Source organism: Cohnella panacarvi Gsoil 349 (assembly GCF_000515335.1).
Classification (GTDB): domain Bacteria; phylum Bacillota; class Bacilli; order Paenibacillales; family Paenibacillaceae; genus Cohnella; species Cohnella panacarvi.
In genome coordinates this window covers 3529643-3543661 of sequence record NZ_KI911563.1, presented here as the reverse complement: position 1 = coordinate 3543661, position 14019 = coordinate 3529643, and the positions used below count along the sequence as shown (strand labels likewise).

Annotated in this window: 24 protein-coding genes; 2 read left to right on the top strand and 22 right to left on the bottom strand. The window is 51.9% G+C overall.

All coding sequences use genetic code 11. The features are described from left to right. Positions 1 to 4: 4 nt before the first annotated feature. The 20 genes from rpmD to rpsJ all read right to left on the bottom strand — a co-directional run bounded on the left by rpmD (position 5) and on the right by rpsJ (position 8859). Positions 5 to 184: a 50S ribosomal protein L30 gene (gene rpmD / locus COHPA_RS0117020; protein ID WP_027087369.1), complete on the bottom strand. Its 180-nt coding sequence runs from the start codon at positions 182 to 184 to the stop codon at positions 5 to 7. Positions 185 to 197: 13 nt separating this feature from the next. Next, a complete protein-coding gene (gene rpsE / locus COHPA_RS0117015) occupies positions 198 to 695 on the bottom strand; it encodes a 30S ribosomal protein S5 (protein WP_027087368.1) in 498 nt (165 codons plus the stop codon). 28 nt (positions 696 to 723) lie between these two features. Beyond that, a complete protein-coding gene (gene rplR / locus COHPA_RS0117010) occupies positions 724 to 1089 on the bottom strand; it encodes a 50S ribosomal protein L18 (RefSeq protein WP_027087367.1) in 366 nt (121 codons plus the stop codon). A 70-nt stretch (positions 1090 to 1159) separates the two neighbouring features. Then, positions 1160 to 1702 carry a 50S ribosomal protein L6 gene (gene rplF, locus COHPA_RS0117005; protein WP_027087366.1) on the bottom strand — a complete coding sequence of 181 codons (543 nt, stop codon included), beginning with the start codon at positions 1700 to 1702 and terminating at the stop codon, positions 1160 to 1162. A 30-nt stretch (positions 1703 to 1732) separates the two neighbouring features. Continuing rightward, entirely contained in the window at positions 1733 to 2131 is a 399-nt protein-coding gene (gene rpsH, locus COHPA_RS0117000; protein WP_027087365.1) for a 30S ribosomal protein S8, read from the bottom strand. A 30-nt stretch (positions 2132 to 2161) separates the two neighbouring features. Next, positions 2162 to 2347 carry a type Z 30S ribosomal protein S14 gene (locus COHPA_RS0116995; RefSeq protein ID WP_027087364.1) on the bottom strand — a complete coding sequence of 62 codons (186 nt, stop codon included), beginning with the start codon at positions 2345 to 2347 and terminating at the stop codon, positions 2162 to 2164. A 50-nt stretch (positions 2348 to 2397) separates the two neighbouring features. Further along, entirely contained in the window at positions 2398 to 2940 is a 543-nt protein-coding gene (gene rplE / locus COHPA_RS0116990) for a 50S ribosomal protein L5 (RefSeq protein ID WP_027087363.1), read from the bottom strand. Between the two features lie 35 nt (positions 2941 to 2975). Continuing rightward, on the bottom strand, positions 2976 to 3329 hold the full coding sequence (rplX, locus tag COHPA_RS0116985; RefSeq protein WP_027087362.1) for a 50S ribosomal protein L24: 354 nt from the start codon (positions 3327 to 3329) through the stop codon (positions 2976 to 2978). Between the two features lie 43 nt (positions 3330 to 3372). Continuing rightward, on the bottom strand, positions 3373 to 3741 hold the full coding sequence (gene rplN / locus COHPA_RS0116980; protein ID WP_027087361.1) for a 50S ribosomal protein L14: 369 nt from the start codon (positions 3739 to 3741) through the stop codon (positions 3373 to 3375). 34 nt (positions 3742 to 3775) lie between these two features. Continuing rightward, positions 3776 to 4042, bottom strand: a complete 267-nt coding sequence (rpsQ, locus tag COHPA_RS0116975) for a 30S ribosomal protein S17 (RefSeq protein WP_027087360.1) — start codon at positions 4040 to 4042, stop codon at positions 3776 to 3778. 24 nt (positions 4043 to 4066) lie between these two features. Beyond that, complete coding sequence (gene rpmC / locus COHPA_RS0116970; RefSeq protein WP_027087359.1) at positions 4067 to 4264, bottom strand: 50S ribosomal protein L29; 198 nt, start codon at positions 4262 to 4264, stop codon at positions 4067 to 4069. Next, complete coding sequence (rplP, locus tag COHPA_RS0116965; RefSeq protein ID WP_027087358.1) at positions 4251 to 4688, bottom strand: 50S ribosomal protein L16; 438 nt, start codon at positions 4686 to 4688, stop codon at positions 4251 to 4253. The genes rpmC and rplP overlap by 14 nt, the downstream gene beginning before the upstream one ends. A 2-nt stretch (positions 4689 to 4690) precedes the next feature. Continuing rightward, positions 4691 to 5353, bottom strand: a complete 663-nt coding sequence (rpsC, locus tag COHPA_RS0116960; RefSeq protein WP_027087357.1) for a 30S ribosomal protein S3 — start codon at positions 5351 to 5353, stop codon at positions 4691 to 4693. Between the two features lie 13 nt (positions 5354 to 5366). Continuing rightward, positions 5367 to 5705: a 50S ribosomal protein L22 gene (gene rplV / locus COHPA_RS0116955; RefSeq protein ID WP_027087356.1), complete on the bottom strand. Its 339-nt coding sequence runs from the start codon at positions 5703 to 5705 to the stop codon at positions 5367 to 5369. A gap of 38 nt (positions 5706 to 5743) precedes the next feature. Beyond that, positions 5744 to 6025 (bottom strand): 30S ribosomal protein S19, encoded by a 282-nt coding sequence (rpsS, locus tag COHPA_RS0116950; protein WP_027087355.1) that lies wholly within the window; start codon positions 6023 to 6025, stop codon positions 5744 to 5746. Between the two features lie 46 nt (positions 6026 to 6071). Further along, positions 6072 to 6902 carry a 50S ribosomal protein L2 gene (gene rplB, locus COHPA_RS0116945; protein ID WP_027087354.1) on the bottom strand — a complete coding sequence of 277 codons (831 nt, stop codon included), beginning with the start codon at positions 6900 to 6902 and terminating at the stop codon, positions 6072 to 6074. 29 nt (positions 6903 to 6931) lie between these two features. Then, positions 6932 to 7225 carry a 50S ribosomal protein L23 gene (gene rplW / locus COHPA_RS0116940; protein ID WP_027087353.1) on the bottom strand — a complete coding sequence of 98 codons (294 nt, stop codon included), beginning with the start codon at positions 7223 to 7225 and terminating at the stop codon, positions 6932 to 6934. Then, positions 7225 to 7848, bottom strand: a complete 624-nt coding sequence (gene rplD, locus COHPA_RS0116935) for a 50S ribosomal protein L4 (protein WP_027087352.1) — start codon at positions 7846 to 7848, stop codon at positions 7225 to 7227. Before rplD ends, rplW begins: the two co-directional genes overlap by 1 nt. 30 nt (positions 7849 to 7878) lie before the next feature. Then, entirely contained in the window at positions 7879 to 8499 is a 621-nt protein-coding gene (gene rplC, locus COHPA_RS0116930; protein ID WP_027087351.1) for a 50S ribosomal protein L3, read from the bottom strand. Positions 8500 to 8550: 51 nt separating this feature from the next. Beyond that, a complete protein-coding gene (rpsJ, locus tag COHPA_RS0116925) occupies positions 8551 to 8859 on the bottom strand; it encodes a 30S ribosomal protein S10 (protein WP_027087350.1) in 309 nt (102 codons plus the stop codon). Positions 8860 to 9191: 332 nt separating this feature from the next. Here rpsJ and COHPA_RS0116920 point away from each other — a divergent pair, with 332 nt between their 5' ends. Then, on the top strand, positions 9192 to 9890 hold the full coding sequence (locus tag COHPA_RS0116920) for a DUF421 domain-containing protein (protein ID WP_027087349.1): 699 nt from the start codon (positions 9192 to 9194) through the stop codon (positions 9888 to 9890). A gap of 88 nt (positions 9891 to 9978) precedes the next feature. Beyond that, positions 9979 to 10578, top strand: coding sequence for a YitT family protein (locus COHPA_RS0116915; RefSeq protein ID WP_027087348.1), 600 nt, complete (start codon positions 9979 to 9981; stop codon positions 10576 to 10578). A gap of 52 nt (positions 10579 to 10630) precedes the next feature. Here the strand turns inward: COHPA_RS0116915 and tuf are convergent, their stop codons facing one another. Both tuf and fusA read right to left on the bottom strand, forming a co-directional pair. Next, complete coding sequence (gene tuf / locus COHPA_RS0116910) at positions 10631 to 11824, bottom strand: elongation factor Tu (protein ID WP_027087347.1); 1194 nt, start codon at positions 11822 to 11824, stop codon at positions 10631 to 10633. Between the two features lie 96 nt (positions 11825 to 11920). Further along, complete coding sequence (gene fusA / locus COHPA_RS0116905) at positions 11921 to 13999, bottom strand: elongation factor G (protein WP_027087346.1); 2079 nt, start codon at positions 13997 to 13999, stop codon at positions 11921 to 11923. Positions 14000 to 14019 lie beyond the last annotated feature (20 nt).

Genomic DNA, 14019 nt, shown 5'->3' with positions numbered 1-14019 from the left:
AATCTTAAACTTCTTTAACTTCGACCAAGTGGCTAACCGTGTTAATAAGACCGCGGGTTGCCACGTTATCTTCTCTGACTACAGTCTGATGCAGCTTAGCGAGTCCGAGCGTCTTAACCGTTTGGCGTTGATTCTCGGGACGGCCGATCAAACTGCGCACGAGGGTGATTTGAAGCTGTGCCATCTGTTTCCCCTCCTTAACGGAATAGCTCTGCTACGGTTTTGCCGCGCAGTTTAGCTACTTCTTCAGCGCGCTTCAGGCGGGAGAGCCCTTCCAACGTCGCATTGATCATGTTAATGGAGTTGGAAGAACCAAGCGATTTCGTCAAAATATCGCCGACCCCAGCGAGCTCCAGTACGGCGCGGACAGGACCGCCCGCGATAACTCCCGTACCTTCGGAAGCAGGTTTCAGCAACACTTTGCCGGCGCCGAATTGTCCCTCAACCGTGTGCGGAATGGTCGTGCCGACCAATGGAACGTGAATCAATTTTTTCTTCGCGTCGTCGACGCCTTTACGGATCGCGTCTTGGACTTCGGAAGCTTTGCCGATACCGGCGCCAACCCAGCCTTTGCCGTCGCCGACAACGACGAGAGCGCTGAAGCTCATCCGACGTCCGCCTTTTACGGTTTTAGAGACGCGGTTGATTTGAACCATTTTTTCCGTTAGTTCCAACGTATTCGGATCTACACGCAAGTCGTTTCCCTCCTTGTTTCAAAGTGAATTAAAACTTAAGTCCGGCTTCGCGAGCCGCGTCAGCCAGTGCTTGGATACGTCCATGGTACAAGTAGCCGCCGCGATCGAACACGACGTTCTCGTAACCTTTAGCAAGCGCGCGCTTAGCGACAAGCTCGCCTACTTTAGCAGCGGATTCGACGTTACCGCCGTTTCCTTGACCTGCAAACTCTTTATCGACCGTGGATGCGCTAGCGATCGTTACGCCTTTAACGTCGTCGATCAGCTGTGCATAGATGTGCTTGGAAGAACGGAATACGGACAAGCGAGGACGCTCGTTCGTACCTGTGATCTTCTTGCGTACGCGAAGGTGACGCTTCAAGCGTGCTTTATTCTTATCGCCTTTAGTAATCATTCGAAAGGCTCCCTTCAAGTTGTTGTTGCATGTGGGCAGCTTCTAAGCCACCCGCAACTTAACGCTCAACTTATTTCTTCTTACCGGCTTTACCTTCTTTACGAAGGATACGCTCGTTTTCGTACTTGATCCCTTTGCCTTTGTATGGCTCAGGTTCGCGTACGGCACGGATCTTCGCTGCAACTGCGCCGACGAGTTCTTTGTCGATGCCTTTAACGACGATTTTGTTCTGAGCAGGAACTTCGAACTCGATGCCCTTCTCGGGGACGAATTCTACGGGGTGGGAATAGCCAACGCTAAGTACCAGCTTGTCGCCAGTCTTGTTAGCGCGGTAACCTACGCCTACCAGCTCAAGGTTCTTGAAGTAACCTTCGGTTACGCCGTTTACCATGTTGGCAACGACGCTGCGCGTCGTACCGTGCAGGGAACGGTGAATCTTATTGTCGGAAGGACGTTCTACGGAGATAACGTTCTCCGCGAAGGAAACCTTCATATCTTTGTGCAATTCGCGGGATAAAGTTCCTTTCGGACCTTTAACCGTGATTACGTTGTTCTCCAGGTTCACGTTCACGCCGTTAGGCACCTGGATCGGTTTGCGTCCAATACGGGACATGGGTACACCTCCAATCTTGTGACGGTTAAATTACCAAACGTAGCAAAGCACTTCGCCGCCGGCTTTCCCTTGACGGGCTTCCTTGTCGGTTACGATGCCTTTGGATGTGGAAATGATCGCGATGCCGAGGCCACCCAGCACGCGCGGTACTTCACTCGATTTCGTGTATACGCGCAGACCGGGTTTGCTAATACGCTTGAGGCCCGTAATAACGCGCTCGTTGTTCGGACCGTATTTCAAGAAAATACGGATCAAACCTTGTTTGTTATCTTCTACATATTCAGCGTCGCGGATAAAGCCTTCACGCTTAAGGATTTCAGCAATTTGCTTCTTAACCGTGGATGCAGGCAGTTCCACCGACTCGTGACGCACCAGATTCGCGTTGCGAATGCGCGTCAGCATATCTGCAATTGGATCAGACATAACCATGGGGTAAACCTCCTTCCCGAACTAGGCTGATTACCAGCTCGCTTTTTTGACGCCAGGAATCTGGCCTTTGTATGCCAACTCACGGAAACAGATCCGGCAGATTTTGAACTTTTGCAAAACGGAATGCGGGCGACCGCAACGTTCGCAACGCGTGTAAGCTTGGACCTTAAACTTCGGCGCACGCTGTTGCTTGATTTTCATCGACGTTTTTGCCACTTGCTTTACACCTCCAATGGGTACCTTTTGCTAATTTGGCCGGGTGGGCGTCACTTCGCAAACGGCATACCCAATTGGGTCAGCAGCTCACGCGCTTCTTCGTCCGATTGCGCCGTCGTTACGATGACAATGTCCATCCCGCGAACTTTATCAATCTGATCGTACTCGATCTCAGGGAAGATCAATTGTTCTTTCAAGCCAAGCGTGTAGTTGCCGCGTCCGTCGAACGATTTGGTCGATACGCCGCGGAAGTCGCGTACGCGTGGCAAGGAAATGTTGAACAATTTGTCCAGGAAGTAGTACATGCGGTCGCCGCGCAGCGTTACTTTCGCGCCGATTGCCACGTTCTCGCGAAGGCGGAAACCTGCGATCGATTTCTTGGAGCGCGTGATTACCGGTTTTTGACCGGCGATCTTCTGCATGTCTTCAACGGCATTGTCCATGATTTTGGAGTTAGAAACAGCTTCGCCGACACCCATGTTGATGACGACCTTCTCGATCTTAGGAACTTGCATGACCGATTTGTAGCTGAACTTCTGCATCAGAGCAGGAGTGATTTCGTTAAGAAAACGTTCCTTCATTCTTGCTGCCATGAGTCACAATGACCTCCTTTCCATCTTACTTTCGATTAATCGATCTCTTGGCCGGATTTCTTAGCGATCCGGATTTTCTTGCCGTTCTCGAGCGTTTTGTAACCGATACGAGTCGGTTTGCCGCTCTTAGGATCGATATGCATCACGTTGGACACGTGAATCGGCGCTTCGCGCTCGATGATACCGCCTTGTTGGTTTTGCGGGTTAGGACGCGTATGGCGCTTAACCATATTGACGCCTTCCACAAGCACGCGATTCTCGCGCGGATACGCTGCGATAATGCGGCCTTTCTTGCCTTTATCTTTACCCGTGATGACGATAACGTTATCGTCTTTCTTCACGTGCAGTTTATTGTTGTGCGATTCGAGCACTTTTTTCAAACGGGGCATGGGTCCACCTCCTAGCCTGATTCTTCGGTTCCGAAACCGTTAGTTATAGAACTTCCGGTGCCAGGGAAATGATTTTCATAAAATCGCGCTCGCGAAGCTCGCGTGCGACTGGTCCAAAGATACGAGTACCGCGCGGGCTCTTATCTTCTTTAACGATTACTGCAGCGTTCTCGTCGAACGCGATATAGGATCCGTCTTTACGGCGCACCGAGCGTTTCGTACGAACGATAACGCATTTGACTACGTCGCCTTTTTTGACAACGCCGCCTGGTGTTGCTTGTTTTACGGAAGCTACGATCAGATCACCGATGTGTCCTACGCGGCGGCCTGTACCGCCAAGCACGCGGATGCACATCAATTCTTTAGCGCCGGAGTTGTCAGCAACTGCAAGACGCGTAAACGGTTGAATCATCGCAAAGTCCTCCTTTCAGTCACTGATCGGTCGATTATACCAATACGGCTTTCTCGACGATTTCGACCAAGCGCCAGTTCTTGTCTTTCGACAATGGGCGGGTCTCCATGATCTTTACTGTGTCGCCGATTTGAGCTTGATTGTTCTCATCGTGCGCCTTGAATTTCTTCGTGTATTTAATCCGCTTGTGGTACAGGCTGTGCTTCTTGTACGTTTCGACAGCTACCACAATCGTTTTGTCCATCTTGTCGCTTACGACTTTACCGATCTGGACTTTACGGTTGTTGCTACGTTCGCTCATGGTAATCCTCCTTTTCCCGGGTTATTAGCCGATGCCGAGTTCGCGCTCGCGCAAAATCGTTTTGGCCCGAGCAATTTCTTTCCGCAGGTCGCCAAGACGATGCGGGTTGTCCAGTTGGCCTGTAGCCAGTTGGAAGCGGAGGTTGAACAGCTCTTCCTTGAAACCGGCGATCTTCTGCTCGAGTTCCGCCGAAGTCAGGTTACGAAACTCACTGGCCTTCATTTGCTTCACCACCCAGTTCTGCACGTTTCACGAACTTCGTCTTGATAGGCAGCTTGTGCGCTGCAAGACGCATAGCTTCACGTGCGATCTCCTCGGATACGCCTGCAAGCTCAAACAATACTTTGCCCGGCTTAACAACGGCAACCCATTTCTCAACGTTACCTTTACCGCTACCCATCCGCACTTCGAGAGGCTTCTGGGTAATTGGCTTAGCAGGGAAAATTTTGATCCATACTTTACCGCCGCGCTTGATATAACGAGTCATGGCGATACGGGCAGCTTCGATCTGACGGTTCGTTACCCAGGAAGGCTCCATGGCTTGCAAACCGAATTCGCCGAAATGCACTTCAGCGCCGCCTTTAGCGCGGCCTTTCATTTTACCGCGGTGTTCTTTGCGGTGTTTTACGCGTTTAGGTACCAACATGATTAGTTGCCTCCTTCCTGTGCAGCTCTTTTCTTCGTCGGAAGGACTTCGCCACGATAGATCCATACTTTTACGCCGATGCGGCCGTAAGTCGTATGAGCTTCCGCAGTACCGTAATCGATGTCAGCGCGCAGCGTGTGCAATGGCACGGTGCCTTCGCTGTAGCCTTCTGTACGCGCGATTTCAGCGCCGCCCAGACGACCGCTAACGGAAGTTTTGATACCTTTCGCGCCGGCGCGTTGCGTGCGTTGCATCGCTTGTTTCATTGCGCGGCGGAACGATACGCGGCGTTCAAGTTGTTGAGCGATGGACTCAGCAACGAGAATCGCGTCCATTTCCGGATTTTTGATCTCGGAGATGTTGATGTGTACTTTCTTGCCGCCAGACAACTTCGTCAGCTGTCCGCGAAGCACTTCTACTTCAGAGCCGCCTTTACCGATTACGATGCCCGGCTTAGCCGTATGAATCGTTACGTTAACGCGGTTCGCGGCGCGTTCGATTTCGATCTTGGAAACCGCCGCTTCTTTAAGTTTATTTTTGAGGAATTCGCGGATTTTAACGTCTTCCATCAGAAGATCGCCGAAATCTTTGTCAGCGTACCATTTGGATTCCCAATCGCGGATAACGCCGATGCGAAGACCGACCGGATTTACTTTTTGACCCACACGTTGTCCCTCCTTATTTTTCGGATACGACCAGCGTAATGTGGCTGGAACGCTTAAAGATGCTGAATGCGCGACCTTGGGAACGCGGCTGGAATCGTTTCATCGTAGCACCTTCGTTAACGAAGACTTCGGAAACGACCAGTTTGTTCACGTCGAGCTGGTAGTTATGTTCAGCGTTGGCGATAGCGGAGTTCAACAGCTTCTCCACGACTGGAGATGCCGAACGCGGCGTGTGGCGCAGGATTGCAATAGCCTCGCCGACCTTCTTGCCGCGAATCAGGTCTACGACCAGACGAACTTTACGTGCCGGAATGCGAATGTTATTCACAACAGCTTTCGCTTGTTGAGACATCGAAGTACCTCCTCCCTTACGTTAACTAACTGTAAGGCTTATCGTTTGCCTGTCTTCTTGTCGTCGTCGGTGTGGCCTTTGAACGTGCGCGTTGGCGCGAATTCTCCGAGCTTGTGTCCGACCATGTCCTCAGTTACGTATACTGGCACGTGCTTACGTCCGTCATACACGGCGAAAGTGTGGCCAACGAATTGAGGGAAGATCGTCGAACGACGAGACCAAGTTTTGATTACGGCTTTCTTATTCGAATCGGATTGCTCTTCCACTTTTTTCAGCAGATAGCCATCCACGAAAGGTCCTTTTTTCAAACTGCGACCCATGGAATGCTCCTCCCTTCACAACGAGTGCGTTCACGCCGCTAAGCAATTACTTGCTGCGGCGACGAACGATGTATTGGCTCGATGCTTTTTTCTTCTTGCGAGTTTTGTAACCAAGCGTAGGCTTGCCCCATGGAGATAGCGGGGATTTGCGGCCGATTGGAGCGCGGCCTTCGCCACCGCCGTGCGGGTGATCGACCGGGTTCATGACGACGCCGCGAACGACTGGGCGTTTGCCGAGCCAGCGGTTACGTCCCGCTTTACCGATATTGATCAACTCATGGTCTTGGTTACCTACGGTACCGATCGTTGCGCGGCATTGTTTGAGTATGCGGCGAATTTCGCCGGATGCCAAACGAATGGTCACGTAAGTCGATTCTTTACCGAGCAATTGAGCTTCCGTACCAGCAGCGCGTACCAATTGGCCGCCTTTGCCTGGTTTCAGCTCGATGTTGTGGATCATCGTACCGACCGGAATGTTCTCCAGAGGAAGAGCGTTACCGATCTTGATGTCGGCGTCCGGTCCGGAGAAGATCGTATCTCCGACTTTCAGGCCTTTAGGTGCGATAATGTATGCCTTCTCGCCGTCAACATAGTTGATCAGAGCGATATAAGACGTACGGTTCGGATCGTACTCGATCGACGCTACGCGGCCGGGAATGCCGTCCTTCGTGCGCTTGAAGTCGATGATCCGGTATTTGCGCTTATGACCGCCGCCATGATGGCGAACCGTCAGTTTGCCTTGGTGGTTACGGCCGGCGCGCTTGCTCAGAGGTGCGAGCAAAGATTTCTCCGGCGTGGATGTCGTGATTTCTTCGAACGTCGACACCGTCATTTGACGACGGCTTGGCGTTGTCGGATTAAACTTTTTAACTGGCACTTGGTTTCCCTCCTTACTTTAGAGACTGATTAAACCGAAGCCTCGAAGAACTCGAGTGGTTTGCTATCTGCGGACAGCGTCACGAACGCTTTCTTCCATTCGGAAGTATATCCGCTGTGTCTGCCGTAGCGCTTAGGCTTAGCAGGAACGCGCAGCGTGTTAACGTTAACGACCTTAACTTTGAAGATCGCTTCGATCGCTTGCTTGATTTCCGTCTTGTTCGCTTTGAGGTCGACTTCGAACACGTATTTCTGTTGTTCGATGAACTCGCTCGTGCGCTCGGTAATTACCGGACGCTTGATCACATCGCGGGGGTTCTTCATTACGCGAACACCTCCTCAACTTTAGCGACCGCATCCTTCGTGATGATCAGTTGATCATGTTTCAGGACGTCAAGCACGTTGATTCCCTCTGCAGCGACGAATTTGACGCCAGGGATGTTGCGTGCGGACAGGGCCACATTGTTATCAAAGTCAGCGGTAACGACCAGCGCTTTGCGCGCGACTTTGAGGTTGTTCAGGATCTTCGCGAAGTCCTTCGTCTTAGGAGCGGACAAGCTCAGTTGATCCAGAACGATGATTTGGTTCTCAATGACTTTGCTGGACAAAGCCGATTTAATCGCCAAACGGCGAACTTTACGAGGCAGTTTGAAACCGTAGCTGCGTGGCGTAGGTCCGAAGACGATACCGCCGCCTTTCCATTGCGGCGAACGAATGGAGCCTTGACGAGCACGGCCGGTTCCTTTTTGTTTCCAAGGCTTGCGTCCGCCGCCTCTAACTTCGGAACGTCCTTTGACGTCGTGAGTTCCCGCGCGAAGCGAAGCTTGTTGAAGCAACACCGCACTGTGCATAACGTGGGTGTTAGGCTGCAATCCGAAAATAGCTTCCGCCAATTCCAGTTCGCCAACCGTTTTGCCCTCTACGTTGTATACAGATACTTTAGGCATGAGTGGTCCTCCTTTCTAAATCGTTGTGAATTATTTCTTCACCGAAGAGCGGATTTTGAGATAGCTGTTGCGCGCGCCCGGTACGGAGCCTTTGATCAGAAGCACGTTGCGCTCTACATCGACTTTAACGACTTCGAGGTTCTGAACCGTGATCGTTTCGCTGCCCATACGGCCGTGCATTTTCTTGCCTTTAGGTACGCGGTTAGCGTCACGAATCGTCGCGAGTGAACCGTTACCGCGGTGGTACTTGGAACCGTGCGTCATCTTGCCGCGTTGGAAGCCCCAACGCTTGATCGCGCCGGCAGTACCTTTACCTTTGGAAATACCCGTTACGTCAACAAAAGCGCCTTCTGCGAATACGTCAACTTTAACTTCCGCACCGACTTCAAGGTCGGACGAACCGCTGATTTCGCGAATGAAGCGCTTGGGCGCCGTGCCTGCTTTTTTAGCATGGCCGATGGCTGGTTTAGTCGCTAGCTTCTCGCGTTTGTCCGCGAAGCCGAGCTGGATTGCTTCGTATCCGTCGTTACCCGCGTCTTTCTTCTGGAGAACAACGTTCGGAGTCGCTTCAATAACCGTTACAGGCACGACGCTACCGTCTGCCGCGAAGATTTGAGTCATTCCGAGTTTACGTCCCAAGATTCCTGGCATGTTGACACCTCTTTTCCTTCATGGATCTAGTTATGGTTGTTGATCTCTTTATTAAAGCTTGATTTCGATATCGACGCCGGATGGCAGATCGAGACGCATCAGAGCGTCGACCGTTTGCGGCGTAGGATTGACGATATCAATCAAACGCTTGTGCGTACGCATTTCGAACTGCTCACGCGAATCCTTGTACTTGTGCACCGCGCGCAGAATCGTAATGATTTGCTTCTCGGTTGGCAACGGAATCGGCCCGGAGACACCTGCACCAGTACGTTTTGCCGTTTCTACGATTTTCTCCGCGGATTGATCGAGGATACGATGATCGTAGGCTTTCAAACGGATACGGATTTTTTGCTTAGCCATATAATTCCCTCCTTATTCGCCCAATTTTGGAATCGGACATACTCCGTGAGAATAACCCGTCACATCCCGTTTCCCACTCTATGGCAAAGGGGCCGGGTGTGTCGGCAACCTCTCACATCGACGCACAGTCACAGACCAACATTCACTATTATAGCGATTCGCCTAAGTGATTGCAACAAAAATTTATGCATGTTTTCATTGCTTGTTTACTCCGCCAATCTTTGATGCTCAACGCATATATGACCTCTCTAAGAGCTTTGGCAAACACTTCTTTTAATGAAGAAACGCAAACGAGGTTAACCTTACGATATACCGCGGAGGGAGAGAACATCATGTCGGAATTGTTGCAGGTTACTTTGCGGACTACTATGGCCGTGATCGTTTTATTCTTGTTGACGCGCCTGCTCGGCAAGCGGCAAGTCTCGCAGCTATCTACGTTCGAATACATTACGGGATTATCGATCGGCAACTTGGCCGCGTATTTGTCCTTGGACACCGATAACCATTGGACGCTCGGTCTAGCCGCCATCATCGTGTGGGTCGCCTTCTCGCTTGCCATCGAATGGATCCAGCTCAAGAGCAAACGCGGGCGCGATTTCTTCGACGGTAAAGCTACCGTACTCATTAAGAACGGCAAAATTCTCGAGAAAAATTTGCGTAAGGAGCGCACGACGTCGGACGAGCTGCTCGAGATGCTGAGGAGGAACAACGTATTCAATATCGATACGGTGGAGTTCGCGATTCTCGATACGAGCGGGGAACTTAACGTGCTATTGAAGAAGGAGCATCAGCCTCTGACGCCCAAGGACATCGGCTTAGCCGTCAAGCCGGAGTCCGCCCCGATGACAGTCATCATGGACGGTCAAGTGTTGGCCGATTCGCTCAAGAAGGTCGGATTGAACGAGAATTGGTTGAACGCCAAGCTTAAACAATTAGGCACTTCGCCCGAACACATCTTCCTTGCGCAAGTCGACTCCCAGAACAAGCTTTATCTGGATCCCTACGATCGGCCGAATCGCGGGATTCATTGAACGCGGATAAAAATATCGACCCGTCGCACATCAGCGCTTCGCGTCCGCCATATAGATAAGACAGGCTGACCGAAAGGGTTGATCGGCATTGCTCTCGTTCCCGAAGCTATTCGCTATTGTCATTGGTTGCTTGCTAATCGCCGCTGGAATCGACTTCTTCCTCATGCCGATCAAAGTACTGGACGGCGGAATAATCGGAATTGCGTTGATCGCCAACTACTTGTTTGAAGTCAGAGTCGGACTTTTCCTTTTCTTGTGCAGCATTCCCGTATTCGTCTATGCATGGTTCAAGGATAGGACGATCGTGTTCTACAGTCTCTACGGGATGCTCTTCCTCTCCTACTTCATCGATATCCTTGAACCTTATATGTATCACTTCAGATACGAATTCCGAATGAACCCATTCACGAGTTCCGTCATCGGAGGATTACTGATCGGCGTCGGATTCGGCACCTTGCTTCGTTACGATACGAGCACCGGCGGATTGGATCTTCTGGCGAAACTGATTACGGACGAAAAGCGAATGAACGTCGGAATCATTCTGTGGATATTGGATGCGATCATCGTTAGCATCGGCGGTCTTTTGTTCAGCGCAGATACGTTCTTCCTATCCGTCGCTACCGTAAGCGCCGGCGGGATCACCACGAGCTTGTTTACAGCCGTTCCTTCCGCGAAAAAAATACAATAGTACAATAAGAAAAGCCCTCTGTCGCCAGAGGGCTTTTCTTATTGTACTGCGATTACTTTTGGATGGAAGCAACTGCGCCAGCGCCTACCGTACGGCCGCCTTCGCGGATAGCGAAGCGAGTGCCGTCTTCGATAGCGATTGGGGAGATCAGTTGAACCGTAACCGTGATGTTATCGCCTGGCATAACCATCTCCGTACCTTCTGGCAGGTTGATGATGCCCGTAACGTCAGTCGTACGGAAGTAGAACTGCGGACGGTAGCCCGTGAAGAAAGGCTTATGACGGCCGCCCTCAGCGGAAGTCAGAACGTAGATTTGAGCCGTGAACTCCGTGTGCGGCTTAACGGAACCCGTCTTAGCCAAAACTTGTCCGCGCTCGATATCTTTACGGTCTACGCCGCGAAGCAATGCGCCGATGTTGTCGCCAGCTTGCGCTTGGTCGAGCAATTTGCGGAACATTTCAACGCCTGTAACAACCGTTTTGCGAGTTTCTTCGTGCAGACCAACGATTTCAACCTCGTCGCCTACTTTAACGATACCGCGCTCAACGCGACCCGTAGCAACCGTACCGCGGCCCGTGATCGTGAACACGTCCTCGACTGGCATCAAGAAAGGCTTGTCAGTCGCGCGCTCAGGCGTTGGGATGTAGCTGTCGATTGCGTCGAACAGCTCGATGATTTTGTCAGCCCAAGGGCCGTCTGGGTTAGCAAGAGCTTCACGAGCAGCGCCGCGGATGATTGGAGTGTCATCGCCCGGGAACTCGTACTCGCTCAGAAGGTCGCGAACTTCCATCTCAACAAGCTCAAGCAACTCTTCGTCTTCAACCATGTCGCATTTGTTCAAGAATACGACGATGTAAGGTACGCCTACTTGGCGGGAGAGCAGGATGTGCTCGCGCGTTTGCGGCATTGGGCCGTCAGCAGCGGAAACGACGAGGATTGCGCCGTCCATCTGAGCAGCACCGGTGATCATGTTCTTAACGTAGTCGGCGTGTCCAGGGCAGTCAACGTGAGCATAGTGACGGTTAGGCGTCTCGTACTCAACGTGAGCCGTGGAGATCGTGATGCCGCGCTCGCGCTCTTCTGGAGCTTTGTCGATTTGGTCGAACGCTACAGCAGCGCCGCTGCCGTATTTTTTGTTCAACACCGTCGTGATTGCAGCAGTAGTCGTCGTTTTACCGTGGTCAACGTGACCGATCGTACCGATGTTAACGTGTGGTTTTGTACGTTCAAACTTAGCTTTTGCCATTGGTCAGTTCCTCCTTAATAAGGAAAAGAATTATATTATTTGGCGGGGAGGAGCGCTTATGCGGCGTCCCTCTTACCCGTCCACTTCCAACAATGCTTATTCTTTGCCTTTGTGCTTCGAGATGATCTCTTCGGAGATGTTCTTAGGCACCTCTTCGTAGTGGGACAGTTCCATCGAGAACACGCCGCGGCCTTGCGTACCGGAACGTAGCGTCGTGGAATATCCGAACATCTCGGAAAGCGGCACTTTCGCACGAATGATCTGCGCGCCGAAACGCATGTCGGAACCTTCGATGCGTCCACGGCGGGAGCTCAGCATGCCCATTACGTCGCCGAAATATTCTTCCGGCACCGTAACTTCGACTTTCATGATCGGCTCGAGCAAAATCGGCTTACATTTATCCTTAGCAGCTTTAAGCGCCATGGAACCTGCGATTTTGAACGCCATCTCGTTAGAGTCGACGTCATGGTAAGATCCGTCGAATACGGTAGCTTTGACGTCTACGAGCGGGAAGCCCGCCAAGACGCCGTTCTTCATCGATTCTTCGATACCTGCGCCGATAGGAGCAATGTACTCTTTCGGAATCGCTCCGCCGACGACTTTGCTTTCGAAGATGAAGCCTGTACCGGCTTCTTGCGGTTCGAACTCAACCCAACAATGGCCATATTGACCACGGCCGCCGGACTGACGAACGAACTTGCCTTCGACCTTAGCAGCAAGCGTGAACGTTTCGCGGTAAGCAACTTGCGGTTTACCGACGTTCGTCTCGACTTTGAATTCGCGAAGCATACGGTCGACCATGATTTCCAAGTGGAGCTCGCCCATCCCGGAGATGATCGTTTGTCCCGTTTCTTCGTCCGTGTGGGCACGGAAAGTCGGATCTTCCTCCGTGAGCTTCTGAAGAGCGATACCCATCTTGTCTTGGTCGGCCTTCGTCTTAGGCTCGACAGCAAGCTGGATAACAGGCTCGGCGAAGTTCATGGATTCGAGGATGACCGGATTCTTCTCGTCGCACAGCGTATCGCCGGTCGTCGTATCTTTGAGGCCTACGGCTGCGGCGATATCGCCTGCGTAAACTTCGCTGATTTCTTGACGGCTGTTCGCGTGCATCTGAAGAATACGTCCGATCCGCTCGCGTTTGCCTTTCGTTGCATTCACGACGTAGGATCCGGAAGTCAATACACCGGAGTATACGCGGAAGAACGTCAGCTTGCCGACGAACGGGTCCGTCATGATTTTGAATGCCAACGCCGCGAACGGTTGGTTGTCATCCGATTTGCGAACCGTTTCCGTACCGTCTTCCAGGTGACCTTTGATGTCAGGAACATCCGTAGGCGCCGGGAGGTAAGCTACGACCGCGTCCAACATCGGCTGAACGCCTTTGTTGCGGTAAGAAGAGCCGCATACGACTGGGAAGATCTTCACTTCGCAGACGCCTTTACGGAGAGCTGCCTTCAGCTCCGGAATGCTGATTTCTTCGCCTTCCAGATACTTCATCATGAGCTCTTCGTCGAGTTCAGCGACTTTCTCGACCAGATCCGCGCGAAGCGCTTCCGCCTGATCTTTCAGATCGGCAGGAATTTCTTCCGTTACCGGATCTTTGCCGAGATCGTCTTGGTATTTATAAGCGACCATCTCAACGAGGTCGATCATACCTAAGAAGTGGTTCTCTGCGCCGATCGGCAGTTGGATGGCGACAGCATTGGCGCCAAGACGTTCCTTCATGTCTTTAACGACGTTCAGGTAGTCTGCGCCGATGATGTCCATTTTGTTAACGTAAGCGATACGTGGGACGCCGTAACGGTCAGCTTGGCGCCATACCGTCTCGGATTGCGGCTCAACGCCTTCTTTGGCACTGAACACGCCTACTGCTCCGTCCAATACGCGCAGAGAGCGCTCGACCTCTACCGTAAAGTCAACGTGACCCGGAGTGTCGATAATATTGATGCGATGGTTCTTCCACTGAGCAGTCGTAGCGGCAGACGTAATCGTGATGCCGCGCTCTTGTTCTTGTTCCATCCAGTCCATCGTCGCAGCGCCTTCGTGCACTTCGCCGATTTTGTGGGTACGACCCGTATAGAACAAGATCCGTTCTGTCGTCGTGGTTTTACCCGCATCAATATGCGCCATAATGCCGATGTTGCGCGTATTCTGCAAGGAGAACTCTCTTGGCATGCGGTGTTACTCCCTTCATA

Bases quoted from the DNA above. Each gene is read 5' to 3' on its own strand.
- rpmD (WP_027087369.1), bottom strand. From the start codon at position 184: ATGGCACAGCTTCAAATCACCCTCGTGCGCAGTTTGATCGGCCGTCCC.
- rplR (WP_027087367.1), bottom strand. From the start codon at position 1,089: ATGATTACTAAAGGCGATAAGAATAAAGCACGCTTGAAGCGTCACCTT.
- rplF (WP_027087366.1), bottom strand. From the start codon at position 1,702: ATGTCCCGTATTGGACGCAAACCGATCCAGGTGCCTAACGGCGTGAAC.
- rpsH (WP_027087365.1), bottom strand. From the start codon at position 2,131: ATGGTTATGTCTGATCCAATTGCAGATATGCTGACGCGCATTCGCAAC.
- rplE (WP_027087363.1), bottom strand. From the start codon at position 2,940: ATGGCAGCAAGAATGAAGGAACGTTTTCTTAACGAAATCACTCCTGCT.
- rplX (WP_027087362.1), bottom strand. From the start codon at position 3,329: ATGCCCCGTTTGAAAAAAGTGCTCGAATCGCACAACAATAAACTGCAC.
- rplN (WP_027087361.1), bottom strand. From the start codon at position 3,741: ATGATTCAACCGTTTACGCGTCTTGCAGTTGCTGACAACTCCGGCGCT.
- rpsQ (WP_027087360.1), bottom strand. From the start codon at position 4,042: ATGAGCGAACGTAGCAACAACCGTAAAGTCCAGATCGGTAAAGTCGTA.
- rpmC (WP_027087359.1), bottom strand. From the start codon at position 4,264: ATGAAGGCCAGTGAGTTTCGTAACCTGACTTCGGCGGAACTCGAGCAG.
- rplP (WP_027087358.1), bottom strand. From the start codon at position 4,688: ATGTTGGTACCTAAACGCGTAAAACACCGCAAAGAACACCGCGGTAAA.
- rplV (WP_027087356.1), bottom strand. From the start codon at position 5,705: ATGTCTCAACAAGCGAAAGCTGTTGTGAATAACATTCGCATTCCGGCA.
- rpsS (WP_027087355.1), bottom strand. From the start codon at position 6,025: ATGGGTCGCAGTTTGAAAAAAGGACCTTTCGTGGATGGCTATCTGCTG.
- rplW (WP_027087353.1), bottom strand. From the start codon at position 7,225: ATGAAGAACCCCCGCGATGTGATCAAGCGTCCGGTAATTACCGAGCGC.
- rplD (WP_027087352.1), bottom strand. From the start codon at position 7,848: ATGCCTAAAGTATCTGTATACAACGTAGAGGGCAAAACGGTTGGCGAA.
- rplC (WP_027087351.1), bottom strand. From the start codon at position 8,499: ATGCCAGGAATCTTGGGACGTAAACTCGGAATGACTCAAATCTTCGCG.
- rpsJ (WP_027087350.1), bottom strand. From the start codon at position 8,859: ATGGCTAAGCAAAAAATCCGTATCCGTTTGAAAGCCTACGATCATCGT.
- COHPA_RS0116920 (WP_027087349.1), top strand. From the start codon at position 9,192: ATGTCGGAATTGTTGCAGGTTACTTTGCGGACTACTATGGCCGTGATC.
- tuf (WP_027087347.1), bottom strand. From the start codon at position 11,824: ATGGCAAAAGCTAAGTTTGAACGTACAAAACCACACGTTAACATCGGT.
- fusA (WP_027087346.1), bottom strand. From the start codon at position 13,999: ATGCCAAGAGAGTTCTCCTTGCAGAATACGCGCAACATCGGCATTATG.